Annotated in this window: 19 protein-coding genes; 7 read left to right on the top strand and 12 right to left on the bottom strand. The window is 66.3% G+C overall.

The genetic code is table 11. The features are described from left to right. Positions 1-80: DUF1415 family protein (locus tag VJ673_RS20765; protein ID WP_324128074.1), on the bottom strand; the 80-nt coding region annotated here is incomplete at its 3' end. 87 nt (positions 81-167) lie between these two features. Here VJ673_RS20765 and ylqF point away from each other — a divergent pair. Continuing rightward, positions 168-1,076: a ribosome biogenesis GTPase YlqF gene (gene ylqF, locus VJ673_RS20760; RefSeq protein ID WP_324128072.1), complete on the top strand. Its 909-nt coding sequence runs from the start codon at positions 168-170 to the stop codon at positions 1,074-1,076. Here ylqF and VJ673_RS20755 read toward each other — a convergent pair. Beyond that, positions 1,042-1,251, bottom strand: coding sequence for a dodecin (locus VJ673_RS20755; protein WP_324128071.1), 210 nt, complete (start codon positions 1,249-1,251; stop codon positions 1,042-1,044). The two genes, ylqF and VJ673_RS20755, sit on opposite strands and share 35 nt — an antisense overlap. A 240-nt stretch (positions 1,252-1,491) precedes the next feature. Here VJ673_RS20755 and VJ673_RS20750 point away from each other — a divergent pair, with 240 nt between their 5' ends. From VJ673_RS20750 to VJ673_RS20735, 4 genes are all read left to right on the top strand, one after another. Then, positions 1,492-2,694, top strand: coding sequence for a YbfB/YjiJ family MFS transporter (locus VJ673_RS20750; RefSeq protein WP_324128070.1), 1,203 nt, complete (start codon positions 1,492-1,494; stop codon positions 2,692-2,694). A 60-nt stretch (positions 2,695-2,754) separates the two neighbouring features. Further along, positions 2,755-4,383 carry an NAD(P)/FAD-dependent oxidoreductase gene (locus VJ673_RS20745; RefSeq protein WP_324128069.1) on the top strand — a complete coding sequence of 543 codons (1,629 nt, stop codon included), beginning with the start codon at positions 2,755-2,757 and terminating at the stop codon, positions 4,381-4,383. Beyond that, entirely contained in the window at positions 4,383-4,595 is a 213-nt protein-coding gene (locus VJ673_RS20740; protein ID WP_324128068.1) for a SlyX family protein, read from the top strand. The genes VJ673_RS20745 and VJ673_RS20740 overlap by 1 nt, the downstream gene beginning before the upstream one ends. An 86-nt stretch (positions 4,596-4,681) precedes the next feature. After that, positions 4,682-4,927, top strand: coding sequence for a CDGSH iron-sulfur domain-containing protein (locus tag VJ673_RS20735; RefSeq protein WP_324128067.1), 246 nt, complete (start codon positions 4,682-4,684; stop codon positions 4,925-4,927). Positions 4,928-5,024: 97 nt separating this feature from the next. On the opposite strand, the gene VJ673_RS20730 is transcribed toward VJ673_RS20735, so the two are convergent. The 3 genes from VJ673_RS20730 to VJ673_RS20720 are packed head-to-tail and all read right to left on the bottom strand — an operon-like array spanning position 5,025 to position 8,332. Next, complete coding sequence (locus VJ673_RS20730) at positions 5,025-6,050, bottom strand: CobW family GTP-binding protein (protein ID WP_324128066.1); 1,026 nt, start codon at positions 6,048-6,050, stop codon at positions 5,025-5,027. A 10-nt stretch (positions 6,051-6,060) separates the two neighbouring features. Further along, the gene (locus VJ673_RS20725) at positions 6,061-6,255 is read right to left on the bottom strand and encodes a YbdD/YjiX family protein (protein WP_324128064.1); all 195 of its coding nucleotides are present in this window, start codon (positions 6,253-6,255) and stop codon (positions 6,061-6,063) included. Positions 6,256-6,262: 7 nt separating this feature from the next. Next, entirely contained in the window at positions 6,263-8,332 is a 2,070-nt protein-coding gene (locus VJ673_RS20720; RefSeq protein WP_414635678.1) for a carbon starvation CstA family protein, read from the bottom strand. A 245-nt stretch (positions 8,333-8,577) separates the two neighbouring features. Between VJ673_RS20720 and VJ673_RS20715 the strand changes: the two genes are divergently transcribed. Beyond that, positions 8,578-9,948 carry a cache domain-containing protein gene (locus VJ673_RS20715; protein WP_324128062.1) on the top strand — a complete coding sequence of 457 codons (1,371 nt, stop codon included), beginning with the start codon at positions 8,578-8,580 and terminating at the stop codon, positions 9,946-9,948. Next, on the top strand, positions 9,948-10,586 hold the full coding sequence (locus tag VJ673_RS20710) for a response regulator transcription factor (protein ID WP_324128061.1): 639 nt from the start codon (positions 9,948-9,950) through the stop codon (positions 10,584-10,586). Before VJ673_RS20715 ends, VJ673_RS20710 begins: the two co-directional genes overlap by 1 nt. On the opposite strand, the gene VJ673_RS20705 is transcribed toward VJ673_RS20710, so the two are convergent. From VJ673_RS20705 to VJ673_RS20675, 7 genes are all read right to left on the bottom strand, one after another. After that, positions 10,576-13,395, bottom strand: coding sequence for an ATP-binding protein (locus VJ673_RS20705; RefSeq protein ID WP_324128060.1), 2,820 nt, complete (start codon positions 13,393-13,395; stop codon positions 10,576-10,578). The two genes, VJ673_RS20710 and VJ673_RS20705, sit on opposite strands and share 11 nt — an antisense overlap. A gap of 79 nt (positions 13,396-13,474) precedes the next feature. After that, entirely contained in the window at positions 13,475-15,538 is a 2,064-nt protein-coding gene (locus VJ673_RS20700) for a sensor histidine kinase (protein WP_324128059.1), read from the bottom strand. A 9-nt stretch (positions 15,539-15,547) separates the two neighbouring features. Then, a complete protein-coding gene (locus tag VJ673_RS20695) occupies positions 15,548-17,755 on the bottom strand; it encodes a response regulator (protein WP_324128058.1) in 2,208 nt (735 codons plus the stop codon). Positions 17,756-17,796: 41 nt separating this feature from the next. Then, a complete protein-coding gene (locus tag VJ673_RS20690; protein WP_324128057.1) occupies positions 17,797-18,915 on the bottom strand; it encodes an HD domain-containing phosphohydrolase in 1,119 nt (372 codons plus the stop codon). A gap of 3 nt (positions 18,916-18,918) precedes the next feature. After that, positions 18,919-20,616, bottom strand: a complete 1,698-nt coding sequence (locus VJ673_RS20685) for a SpoIIE family protein phosphatase (RefSeq protein WP_324128056.1) — start codon at positions 20,614-20,616, stop codon at positions 18,919-18,921. A 2-nt stretch (positions 20,617-20,618) separates the two neighbouring features. Then, positions 20,619-20,927: an STAS domain-containing protein gene (locus VJ673_RS20680; RefSeq protein WP_324128055.1), complete on the bottom strand. Its 309-nt coding sequence runs from the start codon at positions 20,925-20,927 to the stop codon at positions 20,619-20,621. A gap of 38 nt (positions 20,928-20,965) precedes the next feature. Next, on the bottom strand, positions 20,966-22,039 hold the full coding sequence (locus VJ673_RS20675; protein ID WP_324128054.1) for a protein-glutamate methylesterase/protein-glutamine glutaminase: 1,074 nt from the start codon (positions 22,037-22,039) through the stop codon (positions 20,966-20,968). Positions 22,040-22,047: the final 8 nt, after the last annotated feature.

Raw genomic sequence — 22,047 nt, 5'->3', positions numbered from 1 at the left:
GCGAACGGGCACAGGTTGAGCCCGATCACGGCCTTTTCCAGCCATTGCCGCGTGGCGGCGATTACTTCGTCACGATTCATGGGTATTCCTTGAAAGGCCGCCATTTTGCCCCAATCGGCACGCGATCGAGGCGATAATGCGCGCCTTGTCTACAGATTCAGTTTCCGATGCCCATCCAGTGGTTTCCCGGTCACATGACCTCGGCGCGCAAGAAAGCGGCCGAGACCATGGCTTTGACCGATGTCGTGATCGAAGTGCTCGACGCCCGCATTCCCGAGGCGAGCAGCAATCCGATGATTCGCGAGCTGCGTCTCTTCCGTCAGCGTCCGTGCCTGAAGATCCTCAACAAGACGGATCTGGCGGACCCGGTCGCCACGCGCGCATGGCTGGACTACTTCAACAGCCAGCCGGGCGTGAAGGCGGTGGCCTTGTCATGCAAGAAGCCGGGCGACGTCGCGCGCGTGCCGGCGCTGTGCCAGGGCCTTGCGCCGCACCGGAACGATGGCACGAAGCCGCTGCGCATCATGATCATGGGCATCCCCAACGTGGGCAAGTCGACGATGATGAATGCGCTGCTCAAGCGCCGCGTCGCGGCCGTTGGCGACGAGCCGGCCGTGACGAAGCAGCAGCAGACCTTCGACCTCGGCGCGCATATGACGATCACCGACACGCCGGGGCTGATGTGGCCGAAGATCGAGCACGATTCGGACGGCTTCATGCTGGCCGCGAGCCACGCGATCGGGCGCAACGCGGTGATCGACGAGCAGGTCGCGGAGTTCCTCGGCAACCTGCTGCTCGACCGTTATCCGGGGCTGCTCGCGAGCCGCTACGGGATTGCACCTGAACGCCTGGAGGCGCTCGACGGCGTCGGGGTGGTCGAGACGGTCGCGACCAAGCGCGGCTGCCGCCTGAAGGGCGGCGCGCCGGATCTCGAAAAAGCGTCGCAGATCCTGCTGGTCGATTATCGCAGCGGTGCGCTCGGGCGCATCAGCCTCGAGACGCCCGAAACCCGCCGCGCGATGCTCGCGCAGGACGGGGAGATCAAGTCTCCAGACGGAAACCCACCTTCAGCTTGACCTGGAAGTGCCCGATCTTGCCGTCGGCGATGTGGCCGCGGATCTCGGTCGCCTCGAACCAGTCCATGTTGCGCACGGTCTTTCCGGCGGTGTCGATGGCGTTGCGAATGGCGTCATCGACGCTGACTGGGGACGAACCGACTATCTCGACGAGCTTGTACACGTGGGCCGACATCACGCTCTCCTCGGGGATTGAACGGGCAGCGCTCCCAGTATAGAGAAGGGTTTCGGCGTTGCCCCGGCACGGATGCGTAACGATCCGTGCGCGCCGTGGCATCCGTCACGCGGCGGGCGCCATATTCCGGGCGGTGAAGGTGCGGGGCGGATAAATCGGGCTTATGTGAGGATCATGACACCTTGCGTTGGCTTGATCCATACCGTACCGTATCGAGTCAAACGATAAGGACGACCCCCGATGAGAGAGCAGATGCAGCGGATGAAGGTTCTCGGTGCGGGAATCCTCAGCCTGATCCTGGTGATGGGCGTTGCGCGCTTCGCCTATACGCCGCTGCTGCCGCTGATGCAGGCGCAGGCAGGACTGGGCGTCGCGGAAGCCGGCTGGCTCGCGGCATGGAACTACGCGGGTTACCTGACGGGAGCGCTGACGGCGTCCCTGATCAGCGATCTGGTGCTGAAGGATCGGCTGTACCGCATCGGGCTCGTCGTCGCGGTCCTCAGCACGGTGGCGATGGGGTTGACGACGGACGTCGTGTGGTGGTGCGTGTGGCGCTTCGTCGCGGGCTTGAGTAGTGCGTCGGGGATGCTGCTGGGAACCGGGCTGATCCTGAACTGGCTGATCCGGCATCAGCATCGCTCGGAGCTGGGTATCCACTTCACAGGCATCGGTCTGGGCATCGCGGGCTGTGCCGTTGCGGTCTGGCTGATGAGCCAGTGGTTCGACTGGCGGACGCAGTGGTTCATCCTGAGCGGGCTCGGCGTGCTGTTGCTGATCCCGGCTTGGCGCTGGCTGCCGCGGCCGGATCGTACGTCGTTCACGGTCGGCGGGCAGAAGATGGAAGACAACCCGCCCGGGCCGGCCTTCATGCGCGTGTTCATGGCGGCCTACTTCTGCGCGGGCGTGGGCTACGTCGTCAGCGCCACCTTTATCGTCGCGATCGTCAATAAGCTGCCGGGGCTGGAAGGGCGGGGAGCGCTCGTCTTCCTCGTGCTGGGACTCTCGGCGGTGCCCGCTTGCATCGTGTGGGACTTCATCGCGCGGCGCGTCGGCTACCTCAATTCGCTGGTGCTGTCCTTCGTGCTGCAGATCGCGGGCATCCTGCTGCCGCTGGCGGGCGGATTGATGCCGGCGCTGCTCGGAGCGCTGCTCTTCGGCGGAAACTTCATCGGCGCGGTGAGCCTGGTGCTGACGATGGCGGGGCGTTACTACCCGACGCGGCCGGCGAAGATGATGGGCAAGATGACCATCGCCTACGGGATCGCGCAGATCCTCGGACCGGCGGTGACGGGCTGGCTCGCGGCGGGGAAGGGGAGCTACGCCGACGGGCTGTACGTCGCGGCGGCGGTGATGGCGGTCGGTACGGTGCTCGTCCTCGTGCTGAAGGGCATCGAAGTGCGGGAGCACGCGGCGATTGCGGTGGCGGACGGCGATCCCGTTTAGAATGCGGGCCTGCCGGCGCGTGCGCCGGCCCCGCTGAACTGGATCACTGGACTTCCCCGAATGTTGCGAATTACCGAACTCAGACTGCCGCTCGATCATCCCGAGGGCGCGCTGAGCGAAGCGATCCTTGCGCGCCTTGCGATCGCACCCGACGAACTGCTCGGCTTCACCGTGCACAAGCGCGGTTACGACGCCCGCAAGCGCGGCGCGATCATGCTGATCTACACGGTGGACGCGCAGGTTGCGGACGAGGCCGCGCTGCTCCGGCAGTTCGAGGCGGACCGCCAGATCTCGGTGACGCCGGACATGAATTACTGCTTCGTCGGCAGTGCACCGGAGAAGCTCGCACATCGGCCGGTGGTCATCGGGTTCGGCCCCTGCGGCATCTTCGCGGCGCTGATCCTCGCGCAGATGGGTTTCCGGCCGATCGTGCTCGAACGCGGCAAGGCCGTGCGCGAGCGGACCAAGGACACCTGGGGCCTGTGGCGCAAAAACGTGCTGAACCCGGAGTCGAACGTGCAGTTCGGCGAGGGCGGCGCGGGCACTTTCTCGGACGGCAAGCTCTACAGCCAGATCAAGGATCCGAAGCATTATGGCCGCAAGGTGCTGACGGAGTTCGTGAAGGCCGGGGCGCCGGAGGAGATCCTTTACGTCAGCAAGCCCCATATCGGCACTTTCCGTCTCGTGGGCATGGTCGAGAACCTGCGGGCGGACATCGAGGCGCTCGGGGGCGAGATCCGCTTCACGCAGCGCGTGACGGACCTGTTGATCGAGGACGGCCAGGTGCGCGGCGTGACGCTCGACGCCGGCGAGGAGATCCGTACCGATCACGTGGTGCTGGCGCTCGGTCACAGCGCGCGCGACACCTTCGAGATGCTGCACGAGCGCGGCGTGTTCATGGAAGCGAAGCCTTTCTCGGTCGGTTTCCGTATCGAGCATCCGCAATCGCTGATCGACAAGGCGCGCTTCGGGCCGCAGGCGGGACATCCGGTCCTCGGCGCGGCGGACTACAAGCTCGTCCATCACGCGAAGAACGGGCGCGGGGTGTATAGCTTCTGCATGTGTCCGGGCGGCACCGTGGTGGCGGCGACGTCCGAACCCGATCGCGTCGTCACGAACGGGATGAGCCAGTATTCGCGCAACGAGCGCAACGCGAATGCGGGCATCGTCGTCGGCATTACGCCGGCGGATTTCCCCGCGGACGGGCCGCTCGCCGGGATCGACTTCCAGCGCAAATGGGAGTCGCGCGCCTACGAGTTGGGCGGCGGGGGTTACGTCGCGCCGGCGCAGTTGGTCGGGGACTTCATCAAGGGGCAGCCGTCTGCGGTGCTCGGTTCGGTGGAGCCGTCGTACAAGCCGGGGGTGAAACTCACGGATTTGGCGACGAGCTTGCCCGACTATGCGATCGAGGCCGTGCGCGAGGCGCTGCCGGCCTTCGAGCGGCAGATCAAGGGGTTTTCGATGCGTGATGCAGTGCTGACCGGCGTCGAGACACGGACCTCGTCGCCGCTGCGGATCACGCGCGGCAACGATTGCCAGAGCATCAATGTGCGCGGGCTCTTCCCGGCGGGCGAGGGCGCGGGCTACGCGGGCGGGATCCTGTCGGCGGGTGTGGACGGCATCCGTGTCGCGGAGGCAGTCGCGCGCGCAGTGCTGGGCGAAGCAGCACCGATGATCGAGGAGGCGTGATGGATCAGTCGCTGGAAGAGCGCTTTGCGCGCATCGAAAGCAAGCTCGCGCTCACCGAGGACACGGTGGATGTGCTCAACATGACGGTGTTCCGGCAGCAGAAGCAGATCGAGCGGCTGCAGATGCAGCTCGCGGAGATGCACCGGCAGATCGCGACGATGAAGCCCGATTCGCGGCGCGACTTGCGCGACGAAATTCCGCCTCATTATTGAGTTCGGGCTTGCGTGGCGGCGCGGGGCGCCTAGATTGAACGTGTGCGGGCCTGCGTGCGCCCGCCGGTCCAATCGAGGAGAGCTTCATGAGCGATCCGAGTCCGAATGTCGCCCAAAAGGGACCTTACGCCGTCGAGTTGAAAGCCGGCGAGACCTATTTCTGGTGCCAGTGCGGCAACAGCAAACACCAGCCGTTCTGCGACGGCTCGCACAAGGGTGGGCCGTTCGGGCCCTTGCAGTTCGTCGCGGAGAAGAGCGAGACGGCCTATCTGTGCGGGTGCAAGCACTCGGGGAACAAGCCTTTCTGCGACGGCACGCATAAGACGGTCTGAGCCGGCCCTCGGGCGTTTCGGTTGAGTCCGTCGAAGCTCCTGCCGGCGCCCTTCGACGAGTTCAGGACGAACGGACGCGGGCGGTGATCGTACCGGATCAGGCGGCGATGAGGCACTCGTCGAAGCCTGCGCGCAGCTCGGCTTCGGGGAGGTCGCGGCCGATCAGGACGATGCGTGAACGCCGCGTGTCGGCGTCGCTCCATTCCGTGCCGTAATCGAAGCCGGCGAGGCGGTGCACGCCCTGGAAGACGAGGCGGTTCGGCTGCGCGGGGATCGCGAGCACGCCCTTGTAGCGCAGCAGATCGTCGCCGTGGCGGTCGAGAATGCCCTGGACGAAGACGCCGATGCGGTCGAGGTCGACTTCGCCTGCGTGCTCAAGCAGCAGCGATCCGATTTCGTCGGGATGATTCCGGCGCGCGAAGGAGTTAATGCCCCTTGCTGCCGCGGGGCGGAAGCGGGCGGGGGTATCGTTCGCGAGCAAGTTCTCATTGAGGTTGAAGCCGCGGATGTCGAGCAGGAAGGCGAGGTCGAGCGGCTCGTCCGCAGCGAGTGGCCGGATCGGCGCGCGCGGATTGATGCGGGCGAGGCGGCCGAGGAGATCGTCGAGGACGTCTTCCGCGACATCCTCGGTCTTCGATACGAGCAAACGGTCGGCGAAACCGATCTGCTTCAGCAGCACCGCATGCTCGTCGAGCTGGCGCGGCGCGTGGATTGCGTCGACGACCGTCAGCACCGCATCCAGCAGGTAGATGTCGGCGAGTTCCGGCTCGGCGAAGAAGGTCTGGACGACCGGTCCCGGATCGGCGAGGCCGGTCGTCTCGATGACGACGCGGTCGAACGCGAGCTCGCCCGCGTCGCGGCGTGCTTTCAGTTCGACGAGGTTCTTCGCGAGATCGCCGCGGATGGTGCAGCACAGGCAGCCGTTGGTCATCTCGACGACTTCGGCCGTCTGTTGCACCAGCAGCTCGCTGTCGATGTTGACCGGCCCGAACTCGTTTTCGATGACGGCGATGCGTTGGCCCTCGGCTGCGGCGAGGATGCGGTTCAGCAGCGTGGTCTTGCCGGCGCCGAGGAAGCCGGTGAGCAGGGTCACCGGGATGGGAGAGGCTGTCGCGTTTTCCATGTCGATTCTCTTAGCAGCAGCGGCCGGAGCCGCCGCCGTAGCGCGCCTCCTGCCGTTCGCGGAAGAATTCCTCGTAGCTCATCACCGGCCGGTCGGGGTGTGTCACCTTCATGTGCGCGACGTAGGTGTCGTAGTCGGGCAGGCCCACCATCAGGCGGGCGGCCTGCCCGAGATACTTGCCGAGCTTGGAGAGGTCGTTGAACACGTCGGGCTCAGGCAGCGGCGCGCTGGGCGGCCGCTTCGGGGCCGCCGACTTCGCGCGTCGTCGGGTGCGCGGCGCGGTAGGCGCGGTAGCAGCCTTGAGCGCCGTAGCCGAGGATGCTGACGACAACGAGGATGAAGAACACCGACAGCCCGGCATCGATCTGGTTGTTGAGGATGATCTGATGCATCTGGTCGACCGTTTTCGCCGGGGCGAGCAGTTCACCGCGATCGAGGGCGGCCTGGTAGCGCGAGACCTGGGCGAGGAAGCCGACCTTCGGGTTCGCGTCGAAGACCTTCTGCCAGCCGGCGGTCAGTGTGCAGGCGAGGAGCCACACCGTGGGGGCCAGCGTGACCCAGGCGAAACGCTCGCGCTTCATCTTGAAGAGCACCACGGTCGCGAGGACCAGCGCGACGGCGGCGAGCATCTGGTTGGAGATGCCGAAGAGCGGCCACAGGGTGTTGATGCCGCCGAGCGGATCGATGACGCCCTGGTACAGGAAGTAGCCCCAGGTGGCGACGCACAGGGCGGTGGCGATCGCGTTGCCGACCCAGGAATCGGTACGCTTAATCGCCGGGATGGCGGTGCCGAGGAGATCCTGCAGCATGAAGCGGCCCGCGCGGGTGCCGGCGTCCACCGCGGTGAGGATGAAGAGGGCTTCGAAGAGGATCGCGAAGTGGTACCAGAAGCCCATCATGCCGGTGCCGCCGAACATCACCGAGAAAATCTGCGCCATGCCGACGGCGAGCGTCGGGGCGCCGCCGGCGCGGGCGATGATGCTGTGTTCGCCGACCGCAGCGGCCGTGCTCGTGAGCATCTCCGGCGTGACGACGAAGCCCCAGTTCGAGATGACTTGGGCGGCAGTCTCGGCGGTTGGGCCGAGCACGGCGAGCGGGCTGTTCATCGCGAAGTAGATGCCCGGCTCGATGATCGAGGCGGCGACCAGCGCCATGATCGCTACGAAGGACTCCATGAGCATGCCGCCGTAGCCGATGAAGCGGGCGTGGGTCTCATTTTCGATCAGCTTGGGCGTGGTGCCCGACGAGATCAGCGCATGGAAGCCGGAGACGGCGCCGCAGGCGATGGTGATGAAGAGGAAGGGGAAGAGGTTGCCGGCCCAGACTGGTCCGGTGCCGTCGATGAAGCGGGTGACGGACGGCATCTTCAGCTCGGGGGCGACGAAGGCGATGCCGACCGCGAGCGCGACGATGGCGCCGATCTTGAGGAAGGTCGACAGGTAGTCGCGCGGCGCGAGCAGCAGCCAGACAGGCAGCACCGAGGCGACGAAGCCGTAGCCGATCAGCATCCACGTGAGCTGGCGGCCGTTGAACGTGAAGAGCGGGGCCCAGGTTTCGCTCGCGGCGACTTGGCCGCCGCCGAGGATCGCGAGCATCAGCAGCACGAAGCCGATCACCGAGATCTCGCCGATCTGGCCGGGGCGGATGTAGCGGGTGTAGAGGCCCATGAAGATCGCGATCGGAATCGTCGCTCCGACCGTAAAGGTGCCCCAGGGGCTCTCGGCGAGGGCTTTCACGACGATCAGCGCGAGCACGGCGAGGATGATCACCATGATCATGAAGGTGCCGAACAGCGCGATCACGCCGGGGACGGGCCCGAGCTCGGATTTCACCAGATCGCCGAGCGAGCGGCCGTCGCGGCGCGTCGACACGAAGAGGACGAGGAAGTCCTGCACCGCGCCGGCGAAGACGACGCCTGCGAGGATCCACAGCATCCCCGGCAGGTAGCCCATCTGCGCGGCGAGCACCGGTCCGACGAGCGGGCCGGCGCCGGCGATTGCGGCGAAGTGGTGGCCGAAGAGTACGTACTTGTTTGTCGGGACGTAGTCGAGGCCGTCGTTGTGACGATAGGCGGGGGTGGTGCGGTTCGGGTCTAGCGACATCACCTTGTCGGCGATGAAGAGGCTGTAGTAGCGGTAGGCGATGAGGTAGACGCAGACGGCGGCGATGACGATCCACAGCGCGTTGATTGTCTCGCCGCGGTTGAGCGCGATGTAGCCGAGCGCGGAAGCGCCGACAACCGCAAGCACGGCTCCGAGCGCATGTCTTGTGAGACTTGCCATTGTTTTCACTCCTCCTGGGTCCGGGCGGCCTTTTGCTGGCTCTGGTCGTACCGGACGGGGTCCGGGCTCCGGCACCTTTGCCGGAGATTGGCCGCGACTTTCGCGCGAAACGAGGCGGCGGACCATTCGCAGTACTACTTTGCGGGGCTGCGTAGTACTACTTAGGACGCTCCGGCAGCCGGCCGGAACACTACAATCGCTGTCAGGAAGCGATTGGAAATCGGTCGGGAATCGAGGAGCCGGCGGTGCGTCTGAAATACAAAGTCATCGTCCTGGCGGTGTTGCCGCTGATCGCGGCGGTGTCGGCGATCGCGATCTTGGTCGCGATGCAGGCGCGCGACCTCGCCGGGCAGCAGGGGGAAGTGCTGAAGGAGGCGATGCTCGCCGCCAAGCGGGCGGAGCTGCAGCACTATGTGCAGCTCGCGCGCACCTCGATCGATCACCTGTATTCGTCAGGGCGCGACGACGAGGCGGCGAAGGCCGAGGCGAAGCGCATCCTCAGCGAGATGAACTACGGCGACGACGGCTACTTCTTCGCGTACGACGTCACGGGCCTCAGCCTCGTCCATCCGCGCCAGACCGAACTCGTCGGACGCAATCTGTGGGACAAAAAGGATTCGGAGGGGCTGCCGGTGATCCAGCGGCTGATCGAGGTCGCCGCGTCGGGCGACGGCTTCCTGCAGTACAAGTGGCGCAAGCCTTCGAGCGACAAGGAGACCGACAAGCTCGGCTATGTGGTGTCGCTGGATCGCTGGGGCTGGGTGTTCGGCACCGGCATCTACCTCGACGACGTCGAGGCCGTGCGGGCGACGCTGCGCGAGCAGATGTCGGCGCGGATTTCTGGGACGGTGTTCGGCTTCACGATCGTTGCGATCGTGGCGTTGCTGATCGTGTTTTCGGGCGGCATGGCGCTCAATATCAGCGAACACCAGCTCGCCGACCGGCAGCTGAAGGCGCTGGCGCAGCGCATCGTGAGCTCGCACGAGGAGGAGCGTGCGCGGGTCGCGCGCGACCTGCACGACGGGTTGAGTCAGTTGCTGGTGTCGGTCAAATACCATCTCGAACTCGCGAAGGAGCGCGCGATTGCCGGACGCGACGACGTCGCGGCGCATATCGGCAAGGGGCTCGACGGACTGGGCGTCGCGATTTCCGAGATCCGCAGCATCTCGCACAATTTGCGGCCTTCGCTGCTCGACAATCTCGGTCTGCCGGCAGCTGTCGGCCAACTGCTCGACGAGTTCCGGGCACGCACCGGCATCGTCGTCGAGGCTGCGATCGGTCAGGTCGATCTGTCGGCTGATGAGGCGGGGGCCACGACGCTCTATCGGATTGCGCAGGAGGCGCTGACGAACATCGAACGGCACGCGGGGGCGCAGCATGTGCGCTTCGGGCTCGACGCGCACGATGGAAAGGTGCGCCTTGCGATTGCGGACGACGGCTGCGGCTTCGATTCCTCGCGCATCGATCATCCACGCAGCGGCGGCATCGGGCTGCGCAACATGCGCGAGCGCATCGAACATCATGGAGGGCGCCTGACGGTCGCGTCGACGCCGGGCCGGACCGAACTGACGGTGGAATTGCCGTGTCCGAACCCGACAAACAAGGGAAAGATGTGATGAGCGAAGGGGGTGGGGCGAAGATCCGGCTGTTTCTCGTCGATGACCATCAACTCGTCCGCGACGGGCTGAGGGCTCGGCTGGGGGACATCGAAGAGTTCGAGATCGTCGGCGAGGCCGCGAGCGGCAAGGAGGCGTTGGTGGCGGTCGAGAGCCTGCGTCCGGACCTCGCGCTGGTCGATGTCGGCCTGCCGGACATGACCGGCATCGAGCTGACCGCCACGCTCGGCGAGCGCTGTCCGGTGCTGCGGGTGCTGATCCTGAGCATGTACGACAGCCAGGGCTACGTGATGTCGGCGATGCGGGCGGGGGCGCGCGGCTACGTGCTGAAGGATGCGCCGTCGACCGAGATCATCGCGGCGATCCGGGCGGTCGCGGCGGGCGGCGCCTATTTCAGCGGAGCGCTCACTGCCGCGCTGGTGACGCCGCAGGTGGAGGACAACGCGTTGACGGAGCGCGAGCGCGAGGTGCTGATCCTCGTCGCGCAGGGCGACAGCAACAAGCGCATCGCGCAGAAGTTGGACGTCAGCGTGCGCACCGTCGAGACGCATCGGCTGAACCTGCGCCGCAAGCTCGGTATCGAGACGGCGGCGGGGCTCGCGAGTTACGCGCTCAAGCGCGGCTGGATCAAGGGCTGATCGCGCTGCCCTGCAGGTAGCTTGTCAGCAGGGCCTGGAAGCGGGCGACGTCGAGCGGTTTGGTGAGGTAGTCGTCGAAGCCGGCCGCGCGCGCGGTGGTGATGTCGTCGGGCATCGCATTGGCGCTGAGCGCGATGACCGGCGTGTCGTGAAGCCCGGGGGTCTGCCGCAGACGTCGCAACGCTTCGGTGCCGCAAATGCCCGGCAGGCCGAGGTCCATCAGGATGAGGTCGGGGTGGCAGGTTCGGGCGAGCTCGAGACCGGTCTCGGCGGTGGCGGCGTCGATGAGGCGCAGCTGCGGGTGCAGGGCGATGATCTTCTGCACGAGGCGCAGGTTGGCGGCGTTGTCCTCAACGTAGAGCAGGGTGTGGGTGGCGCTGCCCGGGTCGGGCGAGGCGGCGGCCTCCGGTTCGTGGGGCGCGGCGGGGGGCGTGCAGGCCGGGGGCACGGGCGTGCAGGGGATTGTGACGCGGAAGATGCTGCCTTCGCCGAGACGGCTATCGACGGCGATCGCGCCGCCCATCGCCTCGACGAGCCGCTTGCACAGCGCGAGGCCGATGCCCGTGCCCTCGACCTGGCGGCTCGCCTCAGCGTGGCGCTCGAAGGGCTTGAAGAGACGCGGCAGGAAGTCGGGGGCGATGCCGATTCCGGTGTCGTGCACGGCGAGCTGGATGAAGCTGGGCTCGGCAGTGACGACGAGGCGCACGGCGCCGCCGTCGCGGTTGTATTTGACGGCGTTGGAGAGGAGGTTCACCAGCAGCTGGCGCAGGCGCAAGCGGTCCACGCGTAGCAGGCAGTCCTCGGGTACGTGAGCGACGAGTGCGATGTGCCGCGCGTCGGCGAGCGGGCGCACCAGCGACAGGCATTCCTGCGCGAGCGGGGCGAGTTCGACCGACTCCGGGGCGAGCTCGAGGCGGCCGCTCTCGATGCGGGCGAGATCGAGCACCTCGTTGATCAGCGCGAGCAGGTGCTTGCCCGCCCGCAGGATCTCGTCGAGGCTCTCGTCCTGGTCCGCGTTGAGCGGGGCCCCCGGGTCGGACTTCAGGAGCTGCGAGAAGCCGAGGATCGCGTTGAGCGGCGTGCGCAGCTCGTGGCTCATGCTGGAGAGGAACTCGCTCTTCGACAGGTTGGCGCGCTCGGCTTCCTCCTTCGCCGCGAGCAGCTCCTCGGTGCGTTGCGCGACGCGCTCTTCGAGTTCCTCGTTGAGGCGCAGCAGTTCCTCCTTGGCCCGTTTGCGGTCGCTGATGTCGGCGATGATCCAGATGCTGCCTTCGTGCGGGCGGCGCGGATGGATGGCACTGCCGGTCGCCGCGCCCCAGAATACCGTGCCGTCCTTGCGCTGCATCGGCAATTCCTCGTTGTAGTAGCCGCCCGTTGACATCATGCGGTACGACTCTTCGCCGATCGATTCGAACTGAGCGTCGGACGCGAAGACGACGCGGGTCGATTTGCCGACCAGCTCGCCGGGCTCGTAGCCGAGGATCTCTTCGACGCGTTGATTGCAGGCGACGATCATGCGCTGCCTGACCTGGATGATTCCGACCATCGCGTTGCGCAGGATCGCCTGGTTCTCGGTCAGCAGGTCGCCGGCGCGTTGCTCCTGGCGCTTGCGCTCGGTGACGTCGCGCGCGAGGACCAGGAAGCGGGCGTCCTCTCCCGCGAGCGTCGGCTTGCGGGAAACGGACAGTTCGAACCAGAGCGTCCCGGTCGGCAGGTGCAGCGGGAACTGTGCGCCTCGGGAGCGCCCTTCGAACTGTGCTTGCTGGAGCGCGGACATGATCGTCGTCGCCGCGCCGGGACGAAGGTGCTCGAAGACGGTCTTGCCGATGAGTTCTTCCGGTTGGGCGGCGAAGGCGGAGTTCGGCGGCGCATGGTAGTCATGGTAGCGGCCGTCGATGTCGAGCTCGCACAGCACGTCGGGGATCGCATCGAGGGTGGACTGCAGCTGCACCTGCGTAGCGAGGATCTCGGCGGTGCGGTCCTGAACCAGCGTCGCGAGTCCGCGGCGGTGGGCCTTCAGTTCGACGAGGATCATCGCGAGGTAGGCGAGCACCGCCGAAAACGCGAAGCCGAAGGCGGCGTTGACCGGAAGCTCCGCCGAATTCGCCCACCCGGCCGCCGGCGCGGCGCTCAGTGTCCAGCGAACGTTGGCGATGTCGATGCTGCTTTCGACCGGATCCGGAAGCGGTGACGGCGTGGACGCGGCGATCAGCTGGCGTTCGCCGTTATCGGGATGCGGGCGCCACAGCTGGTAGGCGATGCCGTTGTCGGCCAGTGCTTTGAGCTGGGCGGGTTCGAGCACCTCGGGCAGGTGGGTGACCACAACGACGAAGCCCCAGAATTCCTTCGCACCGCTCTGCTCGTCGAGAAAGACCGGGAGTCGTCCGACGAGGCCGCTGCCGCCCTGGACGAGGTTGAAGGGGCCGGCGAGGGTCAGCTGGCCGCTGTCCCGCGCGACCCACGCTTCGCGGCTCCTTCCTGGGTCGTGGAGGATGTCGTGCCCGATCGCCGTGCGGTTGCCTTCGAGCGGCACGACCTGGCGGATGACCCCGGCGGGCAAGAGCTGCAGCGCGGCAGCCCCGGGGTAGAAGGGCAGCATCTGCGCGGCCAGTGTGTCGAAATCGCGAATGGTGCCGTTGCCCTGACGGACCAGCGCGGCGAGCGCATACGCCGCCGACATCGAACGATTGAGCACCTGGCGCACGGCGTACGCGCGTGCCTCGATCCTTTCCTGAATGGCGGCGCGCTCGCTGCGCTGCCGGATCTCCTCCTGCTTCCAGACGAGCGGCCCGGAGACGGCCGTTGCCATCAGGAAGACGACGGCTGCCGCTGCGATGGGGCGGCCGCGTCTTTTCAGAAGGGACGAGAGCGGATTCTTCACGGGGCCATTATAGGGTCGTGCTCGTCGGCCTCCGCCGGCGGGGCGGACGCGTCGAGGGCCCGACGTTGCGGGCCTTCGACAGCGTGACGGTGAAGGTGCTGCCGTGGCCGGGATCGCTGACGACGTGGATCTCACCGCCCATTGCCTCGATCAGCCGCTTGCAGACGACGAGCCCGATGCCGCTGCCTTCGATGCTGCCGTTCCGGGCACCGAGCCGATTAAAGGGTTCGAAAAGGTGCGCCTGATGTTCAGGGGCGATGCCCTGGCCCGTGTCGGACACCATGAGGCGCATGTTGCCGTTGGAGCCGAGCGTGCCATGGACGCGGACGAGGCCGCCGGGGCGGTTGTACTTGATGGCGTTCGACAGCAGGTTCAGCACGATCTGCTTCAGGAACTGATGGTCCGCCTCGACAACGAGTTCGTGGTCACCGCCCGATTCGATCGTCACCTCGTTGCGCTGCGCGAGCGGCGAGACCATCCCGATACAGTCGTCAATCAGGTCGCTGCAAGCGATTGTCTCGAGTTCGGGTTCGATGCGCCCGGATTCGATTTTCGACAGGTTGAGGATGTCGTTGATCAGGTGGAGCAGGAGGTCGCCCGCCTTGAGGATATGGTCGACGCTTTCGCGATGGGTGGGCGCGAGCTGCGGGTCCATCGCGATCAGCTGCGCGAAACCGAGCACCGCGTTCATCGGCGTGCGCAATTCGTGCGACATGCTGGACAGGAATTCCGACTTCGCCCGATTCGCGCGGTCGGCATCTTCCTTGGCCGCCACCAGTGCGTCGGCGGCGCGCTTGCGCTCGGTGACGTCCATGCCGACAGACATGACGTATTTAGGCCGTCCGTCTGGGTCGGTGAGCACGCTGTTCGACCACGCGATCTCGTAGGCGCGTCCGTCCTTGGCGACGAGGCTGCCTTCGAAACGGCCGTAGTGCCCGCGGGCGACCAGGCGGGAGAAGGACTCGACGGTGCGCGGAACATCGGCCTGCGGCGCGGCGATGTCCCACAAGCGCTTGCCGAGGACTTCTTCGGCACTGTAACCGGTGAGTTCTTCGCAGGCGCGATTGAAGCGCACGATGTTCCCGACCGGATCGAACACGATCGACAAGGCATTGGCGTTGTCGATGAGCCCGGTGATGAAATTGCGCTCGGTGCGGAGAGCGAGGTTCGCTTCCTTGAGCTTGCTGGCCGCGTGAGCGTTGCGCCCCCAGAACCAGAAGGCGACGGCGACGAGCAGCGTGATTGCGACGCCGCTGGCGAGGAAGAGGTCGGAGAAGGGGCCGCGCTGCACGGCCGTATCGTTCGGCCAGATGCGGACCTGCCAGCGGGCGTCGTCGTCGATCACGAACTCGCGAGCCTGGCGCTGCGCCAGGCTGGATTGGGGCGGTACGCCGCGGCGGAAGACGCTCTCGCCGCCCAGCGTCACTTCGAGCCCAAAGCTGAGCGAGTCGATTTCCCGGCTCAAGGGCTCCAGGAGCTCATCGACGCGGAAGACGGCGACGAGATAGCCGTCGGCTTGCCGTCCGACCGTCAGCGCGCGCGTGATCAGCAGGCCGCGTCCGCCCTGGACCAGATCGATCGGGCCGGTGACGATCGGCGCCGCGGAAGCCCGCGCACGCTGCAGCATGCGATAGCGGATCGCGTCGCGCGAGTTGTCGAGACCAATGGCCGCTTCGTTGCCACGCTCGGGCACGATCCATTGCACGCGCCCTCGCGTGTCGACCCACTGCAATGCGAGGAATCCCTGCAGATCGACGACATAATTGGCGGCATCCTGTTCCCACTGTGCATGGGGCGTGCCGCCGGCGGTCTCCCAACGCTTCGCCATCCGTTCCAGCGCCGTGATCCGTTGCTGCAGGGACTCTCCGAAGCGCTGGCCGAGTCCGGCTGTCTCAGCGTCGAGGAGGCGGCTTTGGCGCTCTTCGATCAGCAGTTCGAGCCCATTCCACAGCAGCAGCGTCAGCGCGAGCTGTCCGAGGACGACGACAACTGCGATCCAGCGACGAGGAGACGTGATCCCCCGGACTTTCTGTCGGAGCGCGGCCGCGGCGTCGAGACTGATCGGTGTCATGGCGGGCTGTCAGGCGGGCAGCGCTTCGCGGAGGCGCTCGTAGAGGGTATCGAGGTCGATCGGCTTCGTCAGGTAGGCGTGGAAGCCGGCGTCGCGGGCGTTGCGGATGTCGTGGACCATGGCGTCGGCCGTCACCGCAATCACGGGAATGTCGCGGGTCTCGGGCATGGACTTGAGGATCCTGACCGCGTCGACGCCGCTGATGCCCGGCAGGCGAACGTCCATCAGGATCAGGTCGGGGCGGTGATTGTGGGCGAAGTCGATCCCTTCTTCGCCGCTTTCGCGGATGTGCAGCACGAGTCCGGGAACGCGGGCGAGGCTGCGCTGCATCAGCAGGGCGTTGATGGCGTTGTCCTCGACGTACAGGATGCTCACCGGCCGGCCAGGATCGAGCGAGGCGATGAAGTCGCGCGGCAGCATCTCCTCGGCGTCTTCGATGTCGAGTTCGGGCGTCGGGTCGACCGGGAACTCGGTCCAGAAGGTGCTGCCGATCCCGACGTCGCTATCCACGCCGATCTCTCCGCCCATGCTTTCCACGAGCCGCTTGGTGATCACGAGTCCGATGCCCGTGCCCTCGATGCCGCTGGAGGCGAATCCGAGGCGGTTGAAGGGCTGGAAGAGTTCGGGCATGCGTTCGACGGGAATGCCGTGGCCGGTGTCGGAGACGCTGACGCGCAGGCGCCCGTCGCGCGTCTCGGCGGTGAGGCGGACTTCGCCTTCGGGCCGGTTGTACTTGATCGCGTTGGACAGCAGGTTGAGCATGACCTGGCGGAATCGCGTCGCATCGACCATCACGTTCGGCAGGCGCTCGGGCAGTTCGGCGACGACTGCGACCTGGCGCGGCCGGGCGAGCTTCTCGGATGCTTCGAGTGCGAATTTCAGCAGCGGAGCCGGGTCCGTCGAGTGGATGTCGAGGGTGTTGCCGCCGGACTCGATCTTCGCGAGGTCGAGGATGTCGTCGATGAGGCGCAGCAGGTGCTTGCCGCCGTCGACGATGTACTGCAGGCACTGCTTCTGGTTGTCGTCGAGCGGCGCTTCAGGCGAGTCGAGGAGCTGGCTGAAACCCATGATGGCGTTGAGCGGCGTGCGCAGCTCGTGGCTCATCGATGACAGGAATTCCGACTTCGCGCGGCTCGCGGTCTCGGCCATCTCCTTCGCCTGGTTGAGCTCCTCCTCGAAGAGCAGGCGCTCGGTGATGTCGCGGATGACGCCGACGGTGCCGATGAACTTGCGTTCGGCCTGGCCCGTCTCGCCATAGAGGCCCATGCTGTTGACCTCGACATGCACGAGTGCCGAACCGATCGGGCAGAGCTCGCCGAACACCGAGGCGTGGGTCTTGGTGATCAGGCGCACCCGCAGGCCGACGGTCATCCGCTCTTTGGTGCGGCGTTCGTTGAAAAGCTTTGGCGCGTGGGGCGCGGCGCTGCCGGACAGGCGCGGGAGGACGAGCTCGGCGCTGGCGTTCGGCACGTCCTCGGGGTGGACGAGCGTGCTGAAGTGCTGGCCGATGAGCTCGGCGGGGTCGTAGCCGAGGCGGGTGATGGCGTCGTTGAGGAAGGTGAAATTGCCGTGCGAGTCGAGCTTGTAGACGATATCGGGCACGGCAGCGATTAGCGAGCGGAAGCGTTCTTCGGAGGCCGAGAGCAGCTCGATATGGCGCGCGAGCTGGACGTTCGTTTCCTTGAGCTTCTTCTCGCGTTCCTCGAGTTCCTGTGCCTGCACGGACGAGTTCTGTAGCGCGATCGAGAAGAAGTCGAACACGCGCGCGCGGTCGGCGACGAGCGGGTAGGTCTTGCCGCCCTGCGTGACGGGCAAGGTGGTGCTGGTCTGGGCGGGGCGGATCGCGCCCGCGGCCTTGCGCTGCAGCAGCGTCGAGACGGTCTGGATCAGGACGCTGGGGTTGTAGGGCTTGTTGAGGTAGCCGTCGGCGAGCGCGTTGAGGCCGTTGACCAACTCCTCGAACTTGTTCGATGCGGTGACGAGGATCACCGGAATGTGCCGCCACGCCGGGGAGCGCTTGACCGCTTCGCAGAGCGCGAGGCCGTCCATCACCGGCATCGCGATGTCGGAGAGGATCAGGTCGGGTTGTCCGTTGAGGGCATCGAGGGCGGCGCGCCCGTTTTCGAAGACCGCGACCTCATAGCCTGCTTGGAGGAGGAGGTGGCGCATGACAGCCGCCTGCGAGGGGCTGTCTTCGACGACATAGATTCTGGTCACGTTGTTATATCTCTGCTTGTCGGGGGACGGCTTTATCGGGCTTAGTCTTCTGCCGTGGCTGTGCATTCTTCCGACGCGTGGCTCGCCGTTTCGCCGACCGGTTCGGCGTGCTGCTGCATCACGCGCAGCGTTTCCGGCAGCGTGTCGTGGAAGAGGGTCACCAGTTGCGGGTCGAGGTGGGAGCCGGCCATGCGGCCGATCTCGGCCAGTGCGTCCTCGATCGGCCAGGCGCGCTTGTAGGGGCGCTCCGAGGTCAGCGCGTCGAAGACGTCGGCGACTGCCGTGACGCGAGCGGCGAGCGGGATATCGGTGCTGCCGATGCCGTGTGGGTAACCCGTGCCGTCCCACTTTTCGTGGTGGCTGAGCGCGATGTCGCGCGCCATGTTCATCAGCTCGGAGTCGTGGCCGGACAGGATCTCGGCGCCGATCAGCGTGTGCGTGCGCATGATCTTCCACTCGTCGGCGTCGAGCTTGCCGCGCTTGAGCAGGATCGCGTCGGGGATGCCGATCTTGCCGATGTCGTGCATCGGACTCGCGTTGAGGATCAGTTCGCAGTCGGACGCGGGGAGCCCCGCGTGACGAGCAAGGTTCGCCGAGATCTTGCTCATGCGCAGGATGTGGAGGCCCGTTTCGTTGTCGCGGTATTCGGCGGCGCGTCCGAGCCGTCGCACGACTTCGAGGCGCGTCTCGGTGACTTCGCAGGTGCGCGCGCGTACGGTCTCCTCGAGCGCTTCCTTCTGCTGCTTGAGCCGGTTTTCGAGCAGGCGCATCTGCAGCATGTTGCGGATGCGGGAGAGCACTTCGAGGCATTCGAAGGGCTTGGTGATGAAGTCGCGCGCGCCCGAGTCGAGTGCGCGCAGCTTGGTCGGCATGTCGGGCTGGGCGGTGAGGATCAGCACCGGCGGATGGTTCTCGGGGTCCATGTCGCACAGCGCGCGCATCACGTCGAAGCCGTCCATATGCGGCATCCGCAGATCGAGCAGGATCAGGTCCTGCGGCTCGCGGCACTGGATCGCCAGCGCGTCGCGCGGATCGGTCGTCGAGGTGACGCGGGTGCAGCCTTGTGTCTTGAGGAGTTTTTCGAGCAGCAGGATGTTGGCCGGTTCGTCATCGACGATGAGGATCCTGGCATTGGTCAGTTCGGGAGCCCAGGCTTTCATGATCTAGTCCTGCAAGGCGTAGTCGACGATGGCTTCGTTGCCGCATCCCGCGTAGCGGAGCGAAGTGGCAAGCCGGCTCACGAGCGCGATGCCCCGGCCGTGCGGCAGTTCGCTCGTCTGGCCGCCGCGGGCAGTGTGGCGGGCATGCTCGAAACCCTTGCCGCTGTCGGTGATGCGGATCTGGAGCAGGCGCTTGCCGCCCTCGATGAACTGCGAGAACTGGACGTCGATGGCGCCTTGCGGCAGTTGCGCGAGGCGCTGCAAGCGTTCGCGATGGAAGAGCTCGTAGCCTTCGGGGTGCTGCTTGAGCGCGGAGTCGAGCCGCAGCAGGCCGTGGTCGACGGCGTTCGTGCAGAGCTCGTTGAGGATCAGCAGCAGCTCGCCGAATTCGGTTGCGCCAAGGCTCAACTGGTTCAGCCAGCGTGTCAGCAGCGGCTGGACCGCCTGCTCGCGGATTTCGGCGACGCCGAAGTGCAGGTGCAGGCTCCAGTTGCTGGCGTTGAACTGCGGTGTCTCGATCGACGGATGCGAGTCGTTGCAGGGCTGATGCAGCGCGCCGGTGCAGGCGATCGCGGCGAGCGACAGGTCGTCGTGGTTGTCACGCCCGCCGAGATGGGCGGTGATGGCGTCGACGACCGCCGCGAAGCTGTCGTCGCCGGAATCCCGCGCGATCGCGTCGAGCAGGCGCGCGCGACCGAAAGGCTCGCAGGCGGCGTTTTCGGCCTCGATGAGGCCGTCCGAGCACAGCAGCATTTCACCTTGCTCGCTCCACTGCCAGCGTTCGAGGGAGGGATCGAACTCGGCATCGGAGAGAATTCCGAGCGGCGGATGGCGGGAGGGCCATTCGTACGCGACGTTGCGGTCGGCGTTCACGAACATCACCGTCGGGATGCCGCCGTTCCAGACCTCGATCTGCTGGCGATAACGGTCGATGCTCACTGCGGCCGCCGCGACGAATCGGTTCGCGGGGAGCAGACCGTGCAGTTTGCTGTTGATCTCGCGCACGATGCTGCCGATGTCGTAGCCGCGGCGTGTCATCGTGTAGAAGGTGTCGATCGCCGGCACGACGCTGATCGCGGCGGCGAGCCCATGACCGGTACTGTCGGCGATCAGCGCGTGGAGCGTGCCGGTCGGCGAGCAGGCCTGCGCGACTACGTCGCCGGAGAGGTGGCGCGCCGGCTTGATCCAGCGTTTCAATGGGCCGGTGAGGCAGTCGCTGTAGCCGACGATGTGGTCCAGGATGTGCCGCGTGAATTGCTGTTCCTGCTCGTTATTGTCGTGGTAGGCGGCGAGGCTTGCAGCGTTGTCCGCGAGGTGCGCCTGCATGTCGGCGATGCGACGCATCACGCCGATCTTGGCCCTGAGCATCGCGAGGCTGACGGGCTTGGTCAGATAGTCGTCGCCGATGTCGAGCCCTTCGAGCTGTTCCGTTTCGCTGCTCTTCGCCGACAGGAAGATGATCGGCAGCCAGCGCGTGCCACATAGCGCGCGGATCTCCGTCGCCGCCGCGTAGCCGTCCATCACCGGCATCATGACGTCCATCAGCACCACGTCGGGCAGCCGTTCGCGACAGGCATCGACCGCTTCGCGGCCGTTCGTCGCACAGACCGTTTCGTGCCCGAGCGTGCTCACGAAACGGGTGATCAGGCTCCGGTTGGCCTCGATGTCATCGACCACGAGGATGCGCAGTCTGGAACCCATGATCATGCCATCCTGAACATGCGCTCGAAGTTGGCCACGTCCAGCACCTGCTTCACCATGCCGTGGGCGCCGGACAGAAGAACCTGGCTGCGCGCATTGCCGGCCGCCTTTTCACGCAGCAGGAGCAGCATCCCGAGCGCGGAGCTGTCGAGATAGTCGACCCGGCTGAGGTTCACAACGATTTCGCGCGCGCCTTCGAGCTCGAGCGCTTCTTCCGAGCGCTTGCGGAATTCGGCGTGCAGGCTGAAATCGAAGCGTCCGTGGATCGTAAGGATGGCCTGATTGTCCTGGTGCGTCAGTTTTACCGTCATGTTGTCTCTCTCCTGGCGGGTCTCGGTGGGGCTTCTTCTTATAGGCGGATGGCCCGCTGCGCCCCGCGTGCGAAGCGCGACAGCATCCGACCGGCGATTTCTTCGAGGGGCGCGACTTCAGCCGCGGCATTCAAAGCGATGGCTTCGCGCGGCATGCCGAAGACGACGCAGCTCGCTTCGTCCTGCGCGATCGTGTGCGCGCCGCGGTTGCGCATTTCGAGCAGGCCCGCGGCGCCGTCCTTGCCCATCCCGGTCAGGATCGCGCCGACCGCGTTGCCGCCCGCGCAGTTAGCTGCAGAGCGGAAGAGGGCATCGACCGACGGCCGATGGCGATTGACTGGCAAGCCGGCGTTCAGCTCGACGGTGTAGTTCGCGCCGCTGCGGGCGAGCAGCAAGTGCGAGTGCCCCGGGGCGATGTAGCAGTGGCCGGGCAGCACGCGCTCGCCGTGTTCGGCTTCCTTCACGTGGATGCCGCACATCGAATCGAGCCGCCGCGCGAAGGTCTGCGTGAAGCCAGGCGGCATGTGCTGGGCGACGAGGATCGCGGGTGCATCCGCCGGCATGCGGACGAGAACCTCGCGCAAGGCTTCGGTGCCGCCGGTGGAGGCGCCGAGGATCAACAGCTTTTCGGTCGAGGTGATCGGATCGGCGATGGCGGGCAGGATCGCGTCGGCGGTGTGGCTGGCAGGGACGGCGAGTGCGGTACGGCGCAGACGGGCGGACGCGGCAGCGCGGATCTTGTCGCCGAGTTCGTCGCCGTGGGCTGCCAAGCCGCGCTCGATATCCATGCGCGGCTTCGCGATGTAATCGACGGCGCCCAGTTCCAGCGCCCGCAGCGTCACCTCGGACCCGCGTTCGGTCAGCGACGAGACCATCACCACGGGCATCGGTCGCAGCCGCATCAGGCGGCCGAGGAATTCCAGGCCGTCCATGCGCGGCATCTCGATGTCGAGCGAGATCACATCGGGGTTCAGGCGCTTGATCAGGTCGCGCGCGTAGATTGGGTCGGCCGCCGCGCCGACGACTTCGATCCCGGCCTGCGCGGAGAGGATCTCGCGCAGCACCTGGCGCACCAGCGCGGAGTCGTCGACGATCAGGACTTTGATGCTCATCGCGGCCC

Source organism: Aromatoleum sp., assembly GCF_035254505.1.
Taxonomy (GTDB): domain Bacteria; phylum Pseudomonadota; class Gammaproteobacteria; order Burkholderiales; family Rhodocyclaceae; genus Aromatoleum.
This window is presented reverse-complemented; position numbering and strand designations above follow the sequence as displayed.

What these genes read in the sequence shown, in the direction of transcription:
- VJ673_RS20680 (WP_324128055.1), bottom strand. Translation starts at nt 20,927, where the DNA reads ATGACGGTAAAACTGACGCACCAGGACAATCAGGCCATCCTTACGATC.
- VJ673_RS20735 (WP_324128067.1), top strand. Translation starts at nt 4,682, where the DNA reads ATGAGCGATCCGAGTCCGAATGTCGCCCAAAAGGGACCTTACGCCGTC.
- VJ673_RS20745 (WP_324128069.1), top strand. Translation starts at nt 2,755, where the DNA reads ATGTTGCGAATTACCGAACTCAGACTGCCGCTCGATCATCCCGAGGGC.
- ylqF (WP_324128072.1), top strand. Translation starts at nt 168, where the DNA reads ATGCCCATCCAGTGGTTTCCCGGTCACATGACCTCGGCGCGCAAGAAA.
- VJ673_RS20700 (WP_324128059.1), bottom strand. Translation starts at nt 15,538, where the DNA reads ATGACACCGATCAGTCTCGACGCCGCGGCCGCGCTCCGACAGAAAGTC.
- VJ673_RS20740 (WP_324128068.1), top strand. Translation starts at nt 4,383, where the DNA reads ATGGATCAGTCGCTGGAAGAGCGCTTTGCGCGCATCGAAAGCAAGCTC.
- VJ673_RS20720 (WP_414635678.1), bottom strand. Translation starts at nt 8,332, where the DNA reads ATGGCAAGTCTCACAAGACATGCGCTCGGAGCCGTGCTTGCGGTTGTC.
- VJ673_RS20690 (WP_324128057.1), bottom strand. Translation starts at nt 18,915, where the DNA reads ATGAAAGCCTGGGCTCCCGAACTGACCAATGCCAGGATCCTCATCGTC.
- VJ673_RS20685 (WP_324128056.1), bottom strand. Translation starts at nt 20,616, where the DNA reads ATGGGTTCCAGACTGCGCATCCTCGTGGTCGATGACATCGAGGCCAAC.
- VJ673_RS20675 (WP_324128054.1), bottom strand. Translation starts at nt 22,039, where the DNA reads ATGAGCATCAAAGTCCTGATCGTCGACGACTCCGCGCTGGTGCGCCAG.
- VJ673_RS20730 (WP_324128066.1), bottom strand. Translation starts at nt 6,050, where the DNA reads ATGGAAAACGCGACAGCCTCTCCCATCCCGGTGACCCTGCTCACCGGC.
- VJ673_RS20705 (WP_324128060.1), bottom strand. Translation starts at nt 13,395, where the DNA reads ATGGCAACGGCCGTCTCCGGGCCGCTCGTCTGGAAGCAGGAGGAGATC.
- VJ673_RS20755 (WP_324128071.1), bottom strand. Translation starts at nt 1,251, where the DNA reads ATGTCGGCCCACGTGTACAAGCTCGTCGAGATAGTCGGTTCGTCCCCA.
- VJ673_RS20750 (WP_324128070.1), top strand. Translation starts at nt 1,492, where the DNA reads ATGAGAGAGCAGATGCAGCGGATGAAGGTTCTCGGTGCGGGAATCCTC.
- VJ673_RS20710 (WP_324128061.1), top strand. Translation starts at nt 9,948, where the DNA reads ATGAGCGAAGGGGGTGGGGCGAAGATCCGGCTGTTTCTCGTCGATGAC.